The sequence below is a fragment of the Candidatus Sneabacter namystus genome (genome assembly GCF_008189685.1).
Classification (GTDB): Bacteria; Pseudomonadota; Alphaproteobacteria; order Rickettsiales; family Rickettsiaceae; genus Sneabacter; species Sneabacter namystus.
The window spans coordinates 585,862-605,311 of record NZ_CP043312.1; the positions used below are offsets into that span (position 1 = coordinate 585,862).

The window sequence follows — 19,450 nt, forward strand, 5'->3', positions numbered from 1 at the left end:
ACCATAATAGCAAAATTATGTCCAGAAATCTTATTCATATAAAAACAAAATTTCTCTTATAATATGCATATAATGCATATCTATTGAGGATTCATCGAGTCAAAAAAGTCCTCGTTAGTTTTGGTATTTTTCAATTTTGCGAGTAAGAAATCTATAGATTCCAAAGTATTCATAGGAACCAAAATTTTTCTCAAAATCCACATTTTATTCAAAACAGCTTTGCCAACAAGCAATTCTTCTCTACGGGTACCAGATTTACTGATATCAATCGCAGGATATGTTCTCTTATCCGCCACCCTTCTATCTAGAATAACTTCAGAGTTACCAGTACCTTTAAATTCTTCGAAAATAACCTCGTCCATCCTAGACCCAGTCTCTACAAGAGCGGTAGCAATAACAGTTAAAGAACCACCATGTTCTATATTTCTTGCTGCGCCAAAAAATCTCTTTGGTCTTTGCAAGGCATTAGAATCTACACCTCCAGTTAGTACTTTACCAGAAGACGGCATAACAGCATTATACGCTCTTGCAAGTCGTGTAATAGAATCCAAAAGGATAATCACATCCTTTTTATGTTCCACTAACCTTTTTGCTTTCTCTATAACTACTTCAGCTATCTGCACATGCCTATTAGCAGGCTCGTCAAAAGTAGAACTTACAACTTCACCTTTTACACATCTTTGCATGTCAGTTAATTCTTCTGGCCTTTCACCTATCATAAGAACAATAAGAAATGCTTCTGGATGATTTTGAGCAATAACATGAGCTAAATTTTTCAACAACACAGTTTTTCCAGTACGCGGCGGTGCCACAATTAAGCTTCTTTGTCCTTTACCTATAGGGGCTACAATATCAATAACCCTAGTACTTATATCATTTTCACCAGCATTGTCAGTTTCAAGTAATAATTTTTCTTCAGGAAATATAGGAATTAAGTTATCAAAATGAGAACGCTTGACCGCTTCTTTCACAGGTAAGAAATTTACCTTATTTACTCTAGAAAGAGCAAAATATCTCTCAGAACCATTGCGTGGAGCGCGCACCTCCCCTTCCAATGTGTCTCCTGTAAGTAAAGAAAATCTTCTAATTTGACTAGGAGAAACATACACATCGTCAGGACCGGCAAGATAATTTGCCTCTGCTGATCTTAAAAAACCAAACCCTTCTGATAAAACCTCTAACACTCCTTCAACAACTATCTCTCCTCCATATTCTACAATTTTCTTCATAGCAAAGAAAATAAGATCTTGCTTTAACAATCCGGCATAATGCTTGAGTCCTAACTTGTCCATTAAAGCATACAAACGCTCAGGATCCATTTTCCTAAACTCTTTAACGTATACCTTACAACCACCAAACAGCTCTTCTAATAACTTCTTTTTTCCAGAATCTTTCTTAGCATTAGAATCCGCTAGCGAATCTTCGCAGCTAGTTGCACCACCATCGTGTGCAGGAATTTCATTGTGAGAATTTTCTTTCATAAAACTTGTCAAGGGCTGTTAAAAAACACATACGTATATTGAGTGGAAATGTATAAACTTTTGCCTTACACAAAACGTGCAAATAACAAGAGATAAGGTTACTAGTAAACCTAGATCAAAACTCGTTGGGTAAAACAACACAAGATCTCAATGAGAAAAGGCAATTAGATACAAAACGCTGAAGCAATCAGCTGATTGCCTTAGATATCATGCCCTTGCTCTTGTGTCAAACAAACTTTAACACATAACGTGTACAAGAATAAGTAATTAGTGTAATTCTATCACTCACTGAGTAACAATCTTTTTTTTATGGCAAACACCATATTGCTCAAGAACACTCTGATATGCTATCATAAAGCGGGTTTCAGCTTTTTTACTAATAGATAGATGGCATACGTAGTAACTGACGCTTGCGTCAAATGTAAGTATACAGATTGTGTAGATGTATGTCCTGTTGACTGTTTCAAAGAAGGGAAAGAAATGCTAGTGATAGATCCCGTCACATGCATAGATTGTGGGATATGCGAAATAGAGTGTCCGGTAAACGCAATAGAGCCCGAGTCTGAAAAAAATATAGTCTGGACAGAGAGAAATGCAAAATTTAGCAAAAAATGGCCATCAATTACGAAGTCTAAATCTCCATTAGAGGATGCAGAAAAATATTCTAAAGAAGACAATAAATTTGATAGATACTGCTCAGACACAGAAAAAATATAAATACCCCGAATATAGCGTAATTCAATGTAAGAATTTAATTCTTAATTACTCTTAACTTAACAAGAATATGTACTGTATATGCACATAAACAAAGAACATTATATTCAGTCAAAAGCATGGCCTTTTCAATTAGCCAAAAAATTACACAAAAGAATACAAAATACAAACTCACAAAAAGACATAGTGTCATTTGAAACTGGGTATGGACCATCAGGTTTACCACATATAGGTACTTTTGGAGAAGTGTCAAGAACAAACATGATAATACAGGCTTTTCAAAAAATATGCGATATACCAACTAAGTTGATATGCTTTTCAGATGATTTAGATGGCATGAGAAAAATACCAGAAAATGTTCCAAACCAAGAGATGTTAAGACAACATCTACATAAACCACTATCCCATGTACCGGATCCTTTTTGTGAAACTAAAAGTTTTGGCGATTACATGAATAAACAGCTAAAATCTTTCCTTGATAAATTTGGCTTTTCATACGATTTTTACAGCGCAACCCAATGTTATTCTGAAGGTCTTTTTGACGAATATTTGTTAAAAGTATTAAAAAAATATGACGAGATAATGAATGTAATGCTTCCTTCTTTAAGAGAAGAACGTAGAAAAACATACTCACCATTTTTGCCAATATGCCCCACAACAGGAAAGGTTTTACAAGTCAAGGTAGAAACACTTGATACAACTAATGGAACTATAACATACATAAATACAGACACGAACAAACACGTTACAGTGCCAGTCACTAAAGGTAACTGTAAGTTACAATGGAAACCAGATTTTGGTATGCGGTGGGCAGCCTTAAAGATCGATTTAGAAATACACGGCAAAGAACATGCACCAAACGCTGATATATATTCCAAAATATGTAAAATCTTAGGGGGAAGACCGCCGGTATTGTTCTGCTATGAACTGTTTTTAGACGAACAAGGAGAAAAAATTTCTAAATCAAAGGGTAACGGTATAGAAATAGACCGGTGGTTGCAATACGCACCATTAGAAAGCTTGCAACTTTTCCTATATAAAAATCCAGAAAGAGCGAAGAAACTACACATGGGCACAATAGCATCATGCGTAGATGAATACCTCATGCTAAACGAAAAATATCACTCTCAAAATATCAAGCAAAAATTAGAGAATCCAGTATACCATATACACAATGGCCAGGTGCCAATTGTCACAACACATGGAATAACATTTAGCACTCTGATCAATTTAGTAGAATCATGCAATGTAGAAAATAAAGACATGATATGGAGCTTCATTAAAAATTACGATGATAAAATAGTACAAGAAACTGATTCATATTTGGATAAGTTGATAAAGCATGCCATCGCTTTCGTAAAAGCGGCCGACACAACAAAAGAATACTCTGTTATCACTGACGATATACAACGCAATATTTTACAACAGCTAAAACAAAAAGTTCTTCAACTGTCGGACGCTACTGCCATACAAAAAGAAATCTACGCTATAGGGATGCTATACCACGCGCATGATATGCAAAACTACTTTCAATTCCTATACAAAACCCTCTTGGGAAAAAACGTTGGACCAAGATTAGGATCACTTCTGTCACTTTTGGGAAAAGAAAAATCTATCAATTTAATAGACTCAGCTCTAACAAGAAAATAAGTTTCCTTTAGTGCAAAAAAGACCGTCTTAGTAGTATTCTATATACACAATATTCATTCTTATAAGTGTAGGAGGAAATCTTGCACGTTGGGTATTTTTGTGTTAATATTACAACTATAGGTTAATTATTAATAAAGCTGCATTAACACCTAAAAACACATCCATTACGTCAAATTTAATACACCGAATTTCGATAAACTAAAAAATATTTCGTACTTGTATATGCTTCCTAACATATCACCACAACAAAAAACCGCCGTCACATTGTTATCAATTGGTACATTTCTTGAATTTTTTGATTTGTGGCTTTATTTGCACATGTCTGTCAAAATAAATGATTTATTCTTCCCACCATCTTTTAAACATTCTTGGTTACTATCTAACTTTGCGCTTTGTTCCGCATTCTTATTTAGACCAATAGGAGCAATAATTTTTGGATGGATAGGAGATACTTTAGGAAGAAAAGCAACTATCCTCATAACAACTTCTATGATGGCGATGTCTTGTGCTGTCATAGCAATACTACCAACATATGAATATATAGGAGTGTTGGCCCCAATCATATTAACAATTTGTAGAGGGGTGCAGGGTATCGCATCTCTGGTAGAAGTAGCTGGTGCTAGACTATATTTATTAGAATCTAGCAAACCTCCAACACAATTTTTTCTTATATTTCTTGTATCCGCATCAGCAACTTTTGGCAGGTTTGCAGCAGTAGGTTTAGCCTCCTTAATAGAATTATTAGATTTAAGTTGGAGAATTGCTTTCATGTTCGGAGTAGTAGTGGCAATAGTAGGAACAGTAGCAAGAAGAGCATTGAAAGAAGCAAGTAACTTCTCTAACGCAAGAAAAAGACTTATATCCTATATGTCAGATAGTAGTAAAAAAGTACTAGAAAAAAGTCCATTGCTAAGACGTCCAATAAATAAGTCATCACTTTTATTCATGACATTGGCTAGCATGGCTCCTAACACATGTTTATTTTTTCTCTACAACTACTCTGCAGATTTTCTCAGATCAAAGTTAGGGTTAACTCCAGCGGAAGTTCTTAATCATAACTCTATACTAGGATTGGGCGAAGTATTATCTGACTTTGCGCTTGGTTATCTTGTCCTAAAATTTCACCCGTTTAGGATCATAATAACGCGCTCTGTGCTGCATTTAGTAGTAATATTTGCGGCTCCGTTTGTACTATCTAACGCCCAATCTCCAGTAAGTATATTAATATTACAGACCCTTGCAATGCTATTCGCAGTAGATGTAGAACCAGGTGGTGTGGCAATATTTTATACAAAATTTCCTATATTAAAAAGGTTCAGAGCTGTAGGTATGTCCTTTGCCATGGCTGGCGCAATATCATATACACTATGTGCATTTTGCATGAAACCTCTTACAGATAGACTGGGCCTATGCGGAATGTGGGTAATTTTGATACCTGTGTGGATCAACTTTAATATAGCTATTTTCTACTTCGCAAAATTAGACAAGAAAACTAGAAATAATGAAGACATCATGTAAAGAAAGAATTAATAAGTTAGTTGACATAGTTAAAAAGTAGGGTTAGCCTCATTGTTGAGGATGTTTTTAAGTATTTCTACGAAAGGATTTAATGGTTTCCATTGAAAGTTTTCTTAACGTTTTTCTTCCTTGCACAATTAGGCAAGTCTTTTCATATATTGTCATTTTTCTTACACAAGCAGGATCAGCTTTTTATGCTGTCAGTAGCGCTGTAATTTTTACATTTCCTATTCTTTTCCTAGACTTCATAAAAAACATACTGAATCTAGCGATGAATGCTCAGTTAGAATTAAATTAAATATAGTCACAAATATGGCAGTCACCATTGCAACTGAAGATCTTGCTTATCAAAGAAGAGCAGCTATAATCCTGGCAATTGGTACATTTTTAGAGTTTTTTGACGTTTGGCTTTACATCCATATGTCCCACATTCTGAACTCCTTGTTCTTTCCAGCTTCGATGAAAGGGTCTTGGATACTTGCTAACCTTTCTCTATGCACTACTTTTGCTTTCAGACCGTTTGGAGCTTTGTTGTTCGGTTGGATAGGCGACACATGCGGACGTAAATTCACATTTATATTAACTAATATAGTGATGTCAGGAACTTGTGCTGTAATGACTATATTACCAGAATATAGTGTTATAGGTGTTGCTGCGTCTTTCGGGATGTTGTCATGTCGTGTAGTACAAGGAATTACTTCGTCTATAGAGGTAATAGGAGCGAGAATTTTTCTTTTGGAACTTATCAAACCCCCAAGGCAGTATGTATTTGTCAGTACTCTTACCTTATCTTGCACTCTAGGAGGATTGTTTGCTCTTGTAGTATGTGCGGCAGTGGTCAATTTAGGCATTAATTGGCGTTATGCTTTTGCTATAGGTACCATGATAGCCATTGCAGGAAGTGTGGCACGAAGAGCGCTAAGGGAAGCGCCAGATTTTTTACAGGCAAAAACTGCTGTTAAAAAGCATTCAGATTCCGCAAAAGTAAAAACTTCGATAAGTAAAAAATCCATTTTCTATATGATGCTGATGAACCTAGCATCACCTGTAGTAATGTACGTGCTTTATATACACTGTCCAAACGTGTTCAAGGCAAAATTTGGATTCGTTGCAAAGGATATTATAAACCACAATCTACTATTAACTTGCATAGATCTGTTTGTGGACTTTGCTGTAACTATGATAGTAATAAAAATACATCCGTTGAAGATAGTTCAGTTCAGATCTCGTGCTTTTCTGTTGGTAGCGCTGCTGATGCCTTTCATGCTGCAGTATGCTAGTTCAGCGTACATTGTGTTACTAGCTCAAGCGTTAATGATTATGTGCGACCTGCGACAAACTCCAGCAACGCCTATTTTTTACTCACATTTTCCTGTTCTTCAAAGATTTACAACTGTATCTTTAATTTTCGCAATATCTAAAGGAATTAGCTTTCCACTTGGGGCTTTTTCGATGCAGCCTTTGACAGAAAAATTTGGCTATTACTCAATTTGGATAGTCGCTATTCCTGTATGGGCGTGTTTTCTTACCGGATTCAATTATTTTAACAAGCTGGAAAGAGATAAATTGATAAGGAACTAGAATAGAATCTTGTTACAAAAATGAAAATTTAACTTTATAACTTTGGTACAATATGAAAGAAAGTGATAATGAAAGGCTGCAACATGCAAAGACGACAGCTCTTTTATCTGTTGGTACCTTCCTTGAATTTTTTGACCTATTCCTATATGTACATATGGCTCAAATCATCAACCCTGTATTCTTCCCACAGGGGGCGTCGGGTTCTTGGTTACTAGGAAACTTTGCTCTTTTATCAACTTTCATGTTTAGACCTATTGGGGCCCTAATTTTTGGAAGAATAGGTGATGTGTTAGGTAGAAAAATTACAGTGATAGTTACCACTATGATGTCTGGGATAGCATGTGTTACTATGGCCGCACTACCAGGATACGAATCGATAGGAATGTCGGCTCAGGTATTGATGATACTATGTAGAGTGATACAAGGAATGTCAGCAATGGGAGAAGTAACAGGAGCAGAGATATACCTACTGGAGTTAACAAAACCTCCTCGTAGGTATTTTTACATAGCCATGGTTGCTTCTGCTACTGGACTTGGTGGTTTGTTCGCTCTTGCAACGTGCAACTTTATACTGAAATTTGGATTGAGTTGGCGTTATGCGTTTGCGTTCGGATCGTTGATAGCAGTCACAGGAGGTGTCGCCAGAACAGCGCTAAGAGAAGCTCCTGAGTTTACAAGGGAGAAAATGATAATGCTGCGTAACAAATCAAGTAGTTTGACGAAAACCATGACCACTTCCAATAAGGTAAACATAAGAAGCTTTATGTGGTTATTGGCGATAAACGCAGTTTTACCAATGATGTTTTGTCTACGTTGTATACACATACCGGAAACTCTTCAAAATAGGTTTGGATTTTCCACTCAAGACGTGATCAATTGTAATTTAGCGGTAAGTACGGTCGAAGTTATAGTCGATGTAGCATTGGCTTGTATTGTATTAATAATTTCGCCAATTAAGATAGTAAAATATAGAGCACATATATTTTTAGCTTTAGTGCTGATATTGCCACCAATATTAGAGTATTGTCCTTATTCTTCTGTGATAATATTGTTACAGATGTTAGTGACCATTTTCTACTTATGTGGTTCTCCTGCTACTCCTATTTTCTATTCTCATTTTCCGACGTTAAAAAGGTTTACCGTAGTTGCATTTGCATTTGCTTTCGCCACTGCAGCAAGTTGGGCACTTGGTACCGTAGTGTTGGACCCTCTTAAAGCAAGATTTGGAGCGTTCGGTTTATGGGCAATATTAATACCCTTGTATATACTATTTGCTTTAGCGGTTGTATACTTCGAAAGGCTAGAAAAGAAAAGAGACACTGCTTCTGCTGGCAGTAATGAATAGCAAAAAGGTCTATTTATGTCATGCTAGTTAACATACAAGATACTCCCAATCCCTTAGCAGTAAAGTTTGTATGTAACAGGGAGGTTAGCCCTTTAATGCCTCAAACTTTTACTTCCAAAGATCAGTGTAGAAGTAGCTCTTTAGCACAGGAGCTACTTTCTCTTCCAGAAGTATCTATGGTGTTTTTCGGTACAGATTTTATCACTATTACAAAAGAACAAAGTACCTCTTGGGAAAAAGTAAAATCTAAGATTGTACTTTTGATAACAAAGCATTTTGAAAAAACAGATCAGGTCTTTGACATAGAGGCAGATAGGTCGCAACCTCTACAAGAACAAGAAGAAGTAAGTCTACCAGATATAGAGCGGCAAATAAAACAAGTTATAGAAGAATACATTAGGCCAGCTATAATGCTAGATGGAGGAGATATAGAATATTTGAGATTCAACAAAGGGATTGTATACGTAAAACTCGTAGGAGCCTGCAAAGGTTGTCCTAGTTCAACTATCACATTGAAACAAGGAGTTCAAAATACAATTCAATATCACGTACCAGAAGTTATATCTGTAGAAATAGAAGATCTTTTGGAAGATAATTGAGTTCTAGAACAATTGCTGCTTTTCCTGCTTTATTTCATAAAATTCTATTACATCTTCTTCTCGGAAAGTATCAATGTTAAACTCTAGGCCACATTCAATCCCTTTTTTCACCTCCTTAACAGGCATTTTTTCCCTTTTGATACTTTTTATAACAGTACTGTTATATTCCTTTTTATTTCTTACAATCTTAGCAACACAGCCCACTTTCGCAATACCATCAACAATCAAACAACCAGCAATTTTGCCTATTTTAGACGCACAAAATACCTTCTTAACAATAGCAGAACCTATAGGATATTCTTTATGTATCAATGGCAGCATGTCGTTTAACATACAACGTACATCTTCCAAAAGCTTGTATATAACGCTATAATGGCCAATGTGTACACCTTGCAATTTCGCTATTTTTTCTACAGTATTAGATACTTTTACGTTGAATGCTAACACTATCGGCATTGAAGAAAAAGAATGTGCCAAATTTACATCTGCTTCTTGTATATCTCCCAATCCACTATACAAGACATGTAAAGCGACCCCCTCGAATGTCTCTGTAGGCAAATTATTTAAAATAGCATCAAGTGCACCTTGTACATCTGCTTTTACTACTATAGAGAGTCTATTAAGCTTACTAGTAGTAATATCAAATACATCCTCCTCTTCCTGTTTCTTTGTTTGAAGGCCTTCTTCTACAGTAGCAAGTGCCCTTGCCTTTTTTTCATCCTCTACTACCATAAAAATGTCGCCAGCTTTAGGAACAGAGCCAAGGCCAATAACTTCTACGGGTGTAGAAGGACCTGCAGAATCAATTTTATTACCTAAAAAATTAGACAAACGTCTTATCTTTCCCCAGCTACTGCCAGCTACGACAATATCACCTACACGCAGCACACCTCTTTGAACAACAACTGTAACTGACACACCAATTTTAGCATCCATTTTGGACTCTAACACCGCACCAGCAGTGATACCCTTATAATTTGCTTTTAAAGACAAAATATCAGCAACAAGGACAATTGATTTAAGCAATTCATCCAAGTTTGTTCCTTTCTTTGCTGATACAGGTACAATCACCACATCACCACCCATTTCTTCTGGAACAACATCATAATTTAATAAATCGGCTTTAATGGCCTCTATCTTTAAATCAGGCTTATCAATCTTATTAATAGCAATTATGACAGCAGCACAAGATGCTTTAGCGTACTTGATGGCCTCTACAGTCTGATCTTTTATACCATCATCTGCTGCAATAACAATAACTGCAATATCTGTCACACTAGCTCCTCTGCGACGCATCTGAGAAAAGGCTTCATGTCCAGGAGTGTCAATAACAACAATAGCTTTTTTACCTTCACCAATGACATAAGCGCTAAGATATTGTGTAATTCCACCTTCTTCACTATCTGCTACGCTCGTTTTACGTAGAGCATCTAAAAGGGAAGTTTTACCATGATCAACGTGACCCATAACAGACACAACAGGTGGCCTCCATTCCAAATGTTTATCAGAATCGTTTATATTACTCATAATACTATACAATCCCATATTAGCATCTGAAGCCACCCTTTTTACTGCATGACCAAGAGACACAGCGACCATCTCTGCAGTATCTCCATCTACCACATCTCCATGCGTAACACCAAGGCTTTTAAGACTTTTTAGAACATCTTGCACCTTTTCTGAAAGAGCATGAGCAAGGTCAGATACCAAAATAGAACTCCCTATCACTACATCACGATAAACCTTTGATTTTATCTCATTACGCCTTTTTTTACTTTTATTAAACGCTCTTTTTATTGACGACAAACTACGAGTAGTAGTCACAGTATCTATACCTTCACTAAGATTAAATAAATTTGCTTTATGTAATCTTTTATTAGCCTTATCCTTGCTTAATATTAAAGATTTTTCATGTTTTACTTTCTTCTCTTCTTCATTTTCATTATTAGTACGAGCCTTTACAGTATTCGTCTTTTTTCTAGACTCTGCACTATCGCTGACTTCTTTATTTCTTAAATCATCCTCTTGAGCAACATCAAACACTGAATCTACATTTTTTGCATCATTGCCCTTCTCTATTTCTGCTTCATTTTTGACTTTCTGAATCTCTTTTGCTTTATCAGCCATATTAGCTACAACTTCCTCTTTCTTACTCAAACCAGAAATAGAAGACACTGAGTATGAAGTTACTTTATTAACTTTTACATCTACAGAAATACTATTTTTATCAGCATTCGATAAAAATTTCTCCTTTATCGCCTTCTCATCTACATTCACTTTCCCTATACTCAGAGTAAGACGCTTTTTCTCCTTATCTTTTTTCTCCATAACATCCATTAATGATCAGTATTCTTAGCATGACTAATTAATTCCCTTACCTTTCTCTTATCAAGAGGTTTGTTTATGACACAACTTTGAAATTCTTTATCTGTAATAGCGCCTAAATCTTCGACTGTCTTTATTCCATACTCAACTAGTCTTACAAAATCTTCCCAACACACCATAGATAATAAATTACACAACTCATCATCAACACCATGAGATTGCAAAAACTCAGCTTTAGCTATCTGTTCTTTTTTATGCACAGAAACAGCCCTAGTAATAACTTCTTCAGCAATTTCACTGTTCAACCCTTCTATACCAGCAACTTGCTCCACTGTCGCATTTGCCAACGCTGACAAAGAATCAAAACCCTCTGATATCAACAATTGTGCTAGAACTTCATCAATATCTAAAACATCTTTAAATATACTAGTAACACTTTGAAATTCAGCAAGGCGTTTCGCAGAAGCATCATCTGCCGTAACAATCCTTATTTCCCATCCAACAAGATGAGAGGCAAGCCCAACATTCTGCCCTTTTCTACCTATAGCAAGACTTAACTGATCTTCTTGTAGTATAGTCTCCACCACATGTTGTGACTGATGTATTACCACTTTTTCTACTACAGCAGGCGATAAAGCATTTACAACAAATTGTGCCAAGTCAGAACTCCACTTCACAACATCTATCTTCTCACCATTCATTTCATGGGATACAGCCTGCACTCTTGCTCCTCTACTACCAACACAACATCTAACAGCATCAATAGAATCATCAGAGCAATAAACAGCGATTTTAGCTTTAGAACCTGGATCACGAGCAATTGCCTTAATTTGCACAATATCATCATAGATTTCAGGAACCTCCAAGGCAAATAACTTAGCCAACATTTGCTCATCTGTCCTTGACAAAAAGATTTGTGCCCATCCATCTCTTCTTTCAACTTTATATATGTAAGCCTTTACCCTATCTCCTATTTTAAAATTATCTACAGGTAGCATCTGTTTACGAGCTAGCCATCCTTCAGCATTACCAGCAGCTAATCCAACCATGACACCGCCATTACGCTCTACAGATTTTACTACTCCAGAAATCATATCTCCAACTCTGTCGTGAAATGCATCATACTCTCTCTCTTTTTCCGCTGTGACAAACTCTTGTGAAATTGCACGCTTAACAATTTCCGCAAACTCACAAGATAAATCTAAAGGTGGCAATTTTTCCTCTATCACATCTCCAATTACACAATCTGGTTTTATCACACGTGCATCTTCAAAAGATATTTGAGTAATATCATCATCTTTATTAGTATCAACTACTGTAAGCACTCTATATATGCTTAAAACGCCATCTTTTTTATTAATACGAACCTGAATTTTGTGAAATTTACCATACTTTTTACTTCCTGCAGCAGCGACAGCATTCTCCAGCATTTGTAGCACTATATCTTTGGATAAACCCTTGTCCTTTGCAACGGATTCAACCACATGCAATAACTCTTCTCCAGAAATACTCATACACCTACAATCAAATTAGTGAAATTAAAACAGAAAAATACAAAAAGCATAACGCATTACATAGCAAAACCATACATAATGCATCACACAGTATAGTAGCAAACACAGAAAAACGCACCAATTTTAGACCAAAGGACTATTTAGCAAAAGATTTCCCAGATTTGTAGTACACAATTACACTTAATATAACACTAACCAAGTAAATTAAAGCCATAAATGGAATAAAGTACCAAGGATACAAATACAATAGTACAAGTATTATTACTACTAACAGAAAAAACATCCAAACATATTCTGTAGAAATTCTGATAAATTTTACGGAAAAAGTAGGAATTCTACTTGCCATAAAAAAACCTATCACAACAAGATAAGGAGCAAGAATAAAACGATTATTCAAAGAAAAATCTAATAACTTAGCAATATCAAACTCTATCACTATAGGCATTATTGCAAAAGCAGCTCCAACAGGAGCTGGCATGCCAAGGAAAAAATGCCTCCCCCTACCATTATGAGCGTTAGGTTTATGGGCAACTAAGTTAAACTTTGCAAGTCTTATTGCCGTGCAAGTAGTAAAAAAAAGAACAGATCCCCATAATAAAACATTCCTACCTGGCAAACACATACACCATACATAAAGTAACAATGACGGAACAACACCAAAATTAACCATATCAGAAAGAGAATCCAGCTCTACACCAAAAGATGATGTCACCCTTAAAAAACGGGCGACTCGCCCATCCATCATATCTAGAAAACCTGCAATAATGATGCACCAAACAGCACTTTCCCACTTGCCATTTAAGCCAAAACGTACAGAACTCAACCCAACAGATAGGGCCATAAGAGTAATAATATTGGGTATCAATCTAACTAAAAAAAGAGATCGCGGCACAAGAAATAACTATATATAATCAACAATAACTAGAGATCATTCTTTGACCTCATAAGCAAGATCACCAGTAGATGAATGTTGCTTTTGCAAATCAGATAAAACAGTCTCACCCGCTACCATTCTTTGCCCTTCAGCCACTTGCACGACAGAATCTGATGGCAAATACACATCCATCCTGCTACCAAATTTTATTATACCAAAACTAGATCCTATAATGACATCTTGTTGTTCCGATAAATTGTTTACTATTCTCCTTGCAATAAATCCAGCAATTTGACTAAAAGCCACCACCTGCCCTGCTTTGCTACGTAACAAAACGTAACATCTTTCGTTCATGTCACTAGATTTATCTAGAGACGCATTGATAAATTTACCAGCAATATATTTGACACATTCTACCTTACCCGTGCATGGTACCCTATTAACATGTACATCAAAAACACTAAGAAAAATACTAATTTTGATTACCTCTTCCACACCCTCTACTGCGATTTGCTCAGGTAATTTAGTAACAGATATAGATGTAACCACGCCATCTGCAGGACTCACCACAAGATTGTCAGCAATAGGAACAACTCTTGAAGGATTACGGAAAAATCCACACAACAATACGACGAAGACTAAAGCAAACCAACCAAAGCCTGCATGAATCATAGAAAGTAAAAAAGCTGCTATAGCAGCGACTAAAATGACGGAATATCCTTCTCTATGGATGGCTGACAAATAGTACTTACTCTTGCTCATAACGATACTAAAATGTGTATAACGATGAGATTTTATACCAAATATTTACAACGGTAAATAGAAGTTAAACGAAAACGTTCATTATGTTTCTGAAACATGAGACTTAAATCTATTTACAACAACGAAAGAAAGAATCAATAAAAGAATATAAATACAAATAATCGGGGTAAAGCCATAATTCCTTACCAATATAATGCTTAAAGCAGAAATTGGCCAAACAAAATTGTAAACAAAGGCCATAGCTATTCCTTTAATACCTAATACTCGTGTGCAAAACACAGGTATTACTGCAGCAAAACATGTAGTAACAAATTGATATAAGCAAGTAAATAGAGTAACGGTACCAAATCTTTCCAGTAAAAAAAAAGACAACGGTAATAGCATAACTCCAATGCTAATGCTGAATAACAAAGAATACCTAATATTTGTTCTATAGGTGAAAAAACCAATACAAGGTGCAAATATAAAAGAAGCAAATAAGCCAATCAAAGAAGCAAAGTATACTTTTTCATGGCTGAAAGAATACAACGAAGTAAGAGTAGAGCTAAAATAAGCCGCATTTGTTATCAAAAGCCCTTGTATCATAAGCATAGAAAAAGCCAACATAATGTTATGCACCTTAACTTTTGGAATAGTCAAAGCCTCTTTCGAAGTAACGCTAACATTACGTCTCATAAAATATCCCAAAACTCCTAACACTCCTCCCAACAAAAAAGGTATTCTCCAATATTTTTCAACAATTTGAGCACAACTAAAATAGTGGGTCATACTCCACATCACTACATGAGCAATTATTGATCCTAAAGTAAAACTTGAAATAATAACCGAGGTAAAAAGGCTAAAATATCTGCCTAAGTAATCACTACCAAAATGCAAGTTATACGGTAGTTCAACAGCAAAAGCAGCGCCTTGCAAAGAGCGAAAAACTATTAACAATACAGGTGCCAAAACACCTATGACTTCAACTGAAGGAATGATACCTATAGCAAAAGTACTAAACGCCATCAACATCATGCTCAAAATTAACGAACGACGTACATCCATCCTTCTTAAAAAGGAAAATAACAATATACCTAATAAAGATCTAGCCCAAGGTGCTGCGGAAAATACAAAGACAGTTTTAACAAAACCCTGACCACCGCCAGAATTTGGAAAAAATACCTGAGCTATATACTGCGCTGATAAACCAAACAAAACATAATCGTAATATTCAAGTGCAGCCCCTATGCTGCTCAAAGCAGCAAATTTGCCATAATCACGTTTCATAATCAACAAAGTAGAAAAATCAAGCAAGCCGGATGCTATTACTTTTCAGTCCAAAAAGCAATTTTAATTGTTAACCAATTCTAGACAACGCTCTGTTAATACGATTACTCATATCTACAACATTTTCTGGGAAAGAACCATCTAAAAAAGTGGCTTGATCAAACATCAAATGCACAACATCTTCAGTATCAACACCACATGTACCAGCTTCAATTCTAGAACGCAATTTCTGCAATATATCGTGAGATGGATTAATTTCTAGAATTTTAGACGATGGCTTTTCTATATGCTTTCTTGTCACCAATATTCTCTCCATATGTGAATCCATACCACCTTCTTCTGATACCAGACATACAGGACTATCTACAAGTCTATCAGAGATTCTTATATCTTTAATTTTTTGCCCCAAGCAAGTTTTAAAATATTTACATAAAGCATCATTGTCACCTTTACTGTTTGCTTCACTTGCATCTTGATCTTTTTCTATTCCTAAATCAAAGCTAGATGCTGAAACAAATTTCTTGCCCTCAAACTCATTAATCATACCAACCCAAAAACTGTCTACAGTATCTGTAAGTAGCAAAACATCGATATCTCTTTTCAATAAACCTTCTATAGCAGGGTTAGCTAACATACGCTCTGTTGATTCACCAGAAAAATAATAAATACTCCTCTGATCTTGTTTACATCCCTCTATATAAGAAGAAAGGGTAATAAATTTTTTCTTCAACGCACTGTAAAACAGGGAAATTTTCAACAACAAGGGGGCATTTACATGATCTTCACATAACCCTTCCTTTAATACTGACCCAAAATTAGACCAGAAATGTAAATATTCATCAAAATTATTCTTGAGCTTACATGTTAAAAAATCTATAACCCTCTTTACTATCACGCTTCTAATTTTACCAATCACAGGACTGTTTTGAATATTCTCTCTACTAATATTCAAAGGTAAAGCATCAGTTTCTATCACGCCTCTTAAAAATCTGAGGTAATAAGGAACCAAATCTACCCCTTCATCTGTTATAAAAACTTTTTTAATGTAAAGTTTCACTCTTCTTTTTCTTTCCGAAGAAAATAAATCAAATGTACGATTTGTAGGAAGGAAAAGTAAATTCGTAAATTCAACAACACCTTCGTTTACATTATGAAGTACCCCCCATGGAGAGTCTGGCACTTCTGCAATCTCTTTGTAAAAATCTTCATACTGTTGTTTAGAAACTTCATTTTTACTCTTTCTCCAAACCGCAATAGATGAGTTGACACACTTAGAATCTTCTTCTTGCACCGCATCACCATGAACATTTAACATTATAGGTACGGATACATAGTCAGAATATTTCTTTACCACCCTTTTTACATTATGGAAATCTAAATATTCAGAGTTGGGATCAAGGTGTACCACTATCCTTGTACCTCTTATCTTTTCTTCACTTTTCTCCACACAATAGTGACTAACACCATCAGAAGACCATTTGTAAACATCAGCACTTCCTGCTTTACAGCTAAATACCTCAACATTTTTAGAAATCATAAAGACAGAGTAAAAACCAACACCAAATTTTCCTATAAAATCACTATCCTGTTGCCTGTCACCAGTTCTTTGTTCTAAAAATTTCTGTGTACCAGAATGCGCCACACTTCCTAGGTTTTTTCTCAACTCTTCTTCTGTCATACCTATTCCAGTATCATAAATGCTCAATGTATTTTCTTTTTTATTAAGAATAATTTCTATATGCAAATCCTGCACATAAGAAGACAGAATTTCATCACTTTGAGCCAAATATCTCAAATTTTCGCATGCATCTGAGGCATTAGAAATAAGCTCTCGTAAACAAGTGTCACTATTGGTATAGATAGCATTAATCATAAGGTGCAATACTTTGCCTACCTCAGCATCGAATTGATGCAAGTTACGTTCTTGTTGTGCGTTGTTCATGTCACCACTATCTTGCATAATTATCTTAATATAGATGTTAAATAAAAGTCACAGTATCGGAAGTACATTCAATTCTCATTATAACTAATTATATACAACAAAAAGCTATACCAAATTTGTGCTAACAGCCTGCACATCTTCTGTATCTTCCAAGGCTTCTAAAAATTTCTCTATTTTGCTTAATTTATCCTGGTCAAGAACATTGACCAATTCTTTTGCTCTCCAGGTTAAATTTGCATTTACACACTTTCCAAGCTTATTTTCTAGCTGCTCTACTACTTCACAAAATTTTTGAGGCTCAGCAAAACACACATAGTAATCTTCACTTATACAAAAATCTATCACACTAGTATCTGCAATTACTTCCAACAGTTCATCTTCGTTACAAACATCGGTATCGTAATATATCGCTCCTACATATGAAAACATGCATGATACACACCCAACTTCACCCAAGCTGGCACCATATTTGTTGAAGATAGATCTAACATTTCCAGCAGCTCTATTGCGGTTATCTGTTAGTACTTCAACAATACAAGCAACACCATAAATGAAGCCTTCATATCTTACCTCTTCATAATTTTCCCCATTGCCGGACGAAGTTGCTTTTAATATAGCAGAATCTATCCTACTTTTCGGTACATTTACAGACTTGGCATGAGCTATCACAGTACGTAATTTTTGATTTAAAGATGGATCTGCACCAGATTTAGCGGCATGATACAAATCTTTCAAAATCTTCGTAAAAAGCTTCGCCCTTTTAGCATCTTGAGCACTTTTTCTATGTTGTATATTTTTGAACTTTGAATGACCAGCCATACTATTTAAACGCAATTGCTCTAATTTTCATTATACTAAGATTAGGTATCATAATAAAAAAGCATCCACACACACTCAAACATCCACTCCAACAGATGTAAGAAGATTCTTCAATTCAAGCAATGGCAATCCCTGAACTCCTGACACAGAACCACTCAAAAAAAGAATCAAGGCCTGGCTTTTCCCGTATATAGAATAGCCGCCAGCCTTATCTAATCCCTCTTTCGAATCAACGTACCATTGTATCTCGTGCTGAGTTAATCTTTTAAAGCGCACCCTACTTTCTACAACTTTAACTCTTTTTACATGTTGCACTCCATCAGCATTCAAACTTCTACGTATAACACACAGACACGTATACACCCTGTGCCTCCTTCCAGAAAGTTGTTTTAAACATTGTCGTACAAGATCATCACTTACGGCTTTAGGTAAAATTCTTCTACCTAAAGCAACAGCTGTATCAGCACATATCACATACTCATTGTCTACAGTGCGCGAAACCTTTTCTGCTTTAGCCTCAGCTATACGTTTAACATATTCTCGAGGCAACTCTTTATCTAACACTTCCTCATCAATGTCTGGAGGATGAACATCAAAATCTTCTTTCTTTAGCAAAGACTGAATCAAAGTAAATCTGATCGCAGAAGAAGATCCTAAAACAAACCTCTTCTTACCTTCCATATAAAAAATTTCTTTTTAGTTTAAGCAAATAACAGGGCACTTAAAGTTGCACTAGGTAGTCAAAACAAGAAAGCAATGGTGGGCCTGGGTGGAATCGAACCATCGACCTCACGCTTATCAGGCGTGCGCTCTAACCCCTGAGCTACAAGCCCAACTTGATAAAATGAACACCCAAGTTTTATCTGCAATCAAACTTTCGTGTCAACTACAAATTTTAACCAAGACATGATAAAAGAAATCTCACACCAACACCCCACGTACACCACAAGGCAACATGGCAATGAATATTGACAGTAGAGCCTTTTAACTTTAACCTTTAATAGGGTCTGGTATGCTTTAGTCAAAATCCTCTAAACCGAATGATACACCACAATAGTAT

16 protein-coding genes and 1 tRNA gene are annotated in these 19,450 nt (G+C 35.8%); 7 read left to right on the plus strand and 10 right to left on the minus strand.

The features are described 5' to 3' along the window. Positions 1-80: 80 nt before the first annotated feature. Positions 81-1,481, minus strand: coding sequence for a transcription termination factor Rho (gene rho / locus FZC37_RS02915; RefSeq protein WP_148952218.1), 1,401 nt, complete (start codon positions 1,479-1,481; stop codon positions 81-83). Between the two features lie 387 nt (positions 1,482-1,868). Between rho and fdxA the strand changes: the two genes are divergently transcribed. The 7 genes from fdxA (at position 1,869) to FZC37_RS02950 (ending at position 8,888) form a co-directional block, all read left to right on the plus strand. After that, a complete protein-coding gene (gene fdxA / locus FZC37_RS02920) occupies positions 1,869-2,198 on the plus strand; it encodes a ferredoxin FdxA (protein WP_148952219.1) in 330 nt (109 codons plus the stop codon). A 78-nt stretch (positions 2,199-2,276) separates the two neighbouring features. Beyond that, positions 2,277-3,845 (plus strand): lysine--tRNA ligase, encoded by a 1,569-nt coding sequence (locus tag FZC37_RS02925; RefSeq protein ID WP_148952220.1) that lies wholly within the window; start codon positions 2,277-2,279, stop codon positions 3,843-3,845. Between the two features lie 222 nt (positions 3,846-4,067). Continuing rightward, the gene (locus FZC37_RS02930; protein ID WP_148952221.1) at positions 4,068-5,363 is read left to right on the plus strand and encodes an MFS transporter; all 1,296 of its coding nucleotides are present in this window, start codon (positions 4,068-4,070) and stop codon (positions 5,361-5,363) included. A gap of 91 nt (positions 5,364-5,454) precedes the next feature. Beyond that, complete coding sequence (locus tag FZC37_RS02935; protein WP_148952222.1) at positions 5,455-5,661, plus strand: hypothetical protein; 207 nt, start codon at positions 5,455-5,457, stop codon at positions 5,659-5,661. A 14-nt stretch (positions 5,662-5,675) separates the two neighbouring features. Further along, positions 5,676-6,944 (plus strand): MFS transporter, encoded by a 1,269-nt coding sequence (locus tag FZC37_RS02940; protein ID WP_148952223.1) that lies wholly within the window; start codon positions 5,676-5,678, stop codon positions 6,942-6,944. A gap of 52 nt (positions 6,945-6,996) precedes the next feature. Next, complete coding sequence (locus FZC37_RS02945) at positions 6,997-8,289, plus strand: MFS transporter (protein ID WP_148952224.1); 1,293 nt, start codon at positions 6,997-6,999, stop codon at positions 8,287-8,289. 20 nt (positions 8,290-8,309) lie between these two features. Next, the gene (locus FZC37_RS02950; protein ID WP_148952225.1) at positions 8,310-8,888 is read left to right on the plus strand and encodes a NifU family protein; all 579 of its coding nucleotides are present in this window, start codon (positions 8,310-8,312) and stop codon (positions 8,886-8,888) included. Between the two features lie 3 nt (positions 8,889-8,891). Here FZC37_RS02950 and infB read toward each other — a convergent pair whose 3' ends face one another. From infB to FZC37_RS02995, 9 genes are all read right to left on the minus strand, one after another. Next, complete coding sequence (gene infB, locus FZC37_RS02955; protein ID WP_148952226.1) at positions 8,892-11,225, minus strand: translation initiation factor IF-2; 2,334 nt, start codon at positions 11,223-11,225, stop codon at positions 8,892-8,894. Further along, positions 11,225-12,727 (minus strand): transcription termination factor NusA, encoded by a 1,503-nt coding sequence (gene nusA, locus FZC37_RS02960; RefSeq protein ID WP_148952227.1) that lies wholly within the window; start codon positions 12,725-12,727, stop codon positions 11,225-11,227. Before nusA ends, infB begins: the two co-directional genes overlap by 1 nt. 136 nt (positions 12,728-12,863) lie before the next feature. Continuing rightward, a complete protein-coding gene (locus FZC37_RS02965) occupies positions 12,864-13,619 on the minus strand; it encodes a CDP-alcohol phosphatidyltransferase family protein (RefSeq protein WP_216363372.1) in 756 nt (251 codons plus the stop codon). A gap of 36 nt (positions 13,620-13,655) precedes the next feature. Beyond that, on the minus strand, positions 13,656-14,363 hold the full coding sequence (locus FZC37_RS02970; RefSeq protein WP_148952229.1) for a phosphatidylserine decarboxylase family protein: 708 nt from the start codon (positions 14,361-14,363) through the stop codon (positions 13,656-13,658). Positions 14,364-14,444: 81 nt separating this feature from the next. Beyond that, positions 14,445-15,629 (minus strand): MFS transporter, encoded by a 1,185-nt coding sequence (locus FZC37_RS02975; protein WP_148952230.1) that lies wholly within the window; start codon positions 15,627-15,629, stop codon positions 14,445-14,447. A 70-nt stretch (positions 15,630-15,699) separates the two neighbouring features. Next, positions 15,700-17,589: a molecular chaperone HtpG gene (gene htpG / locus FZC37_RS02980; RefSeq protein ID WP_148952231.1), complete on the minus strand. Its 1,890-nt coding sequence runs from the start codon at positions 17,587-17,589 to the stop codon at positions 15,700-15,702. 87 nt (positions 17,590-17,676) lie between these two features. Further along, positions 17,677-18,390: a YebC/PmpR family DNA-binding transcriptional regulator gene (locus FZC37_RS02985; protein WP_148952232.1), complete on the minus strand. Its 714-nt coding sequence runs from the start codon at positions 18,388-18,390 to the stop codon at positions 17,677-17,679. A gap of 75 nt (positions 18,391-18,465) precedes the next feature. Then, on the minus strand, positions 18,466-19,071 hold the full coding sequence (locus FZC37_RS02990; protein ID WP_148952233.1) for a Maf family protein: 606 nt from the start codon (positions 19,069-19,071) through the stop codon (positions 18,466-18,468). A gap of 76 nt (positions 19,072-19,147) precedes the next feature. After that, positions 19,148-19,223 (minus strand) — tRNA-Ile (locus FZC37_RS02995). Positions 19,224-19,450: the final 227 nt, after the last annotated feature.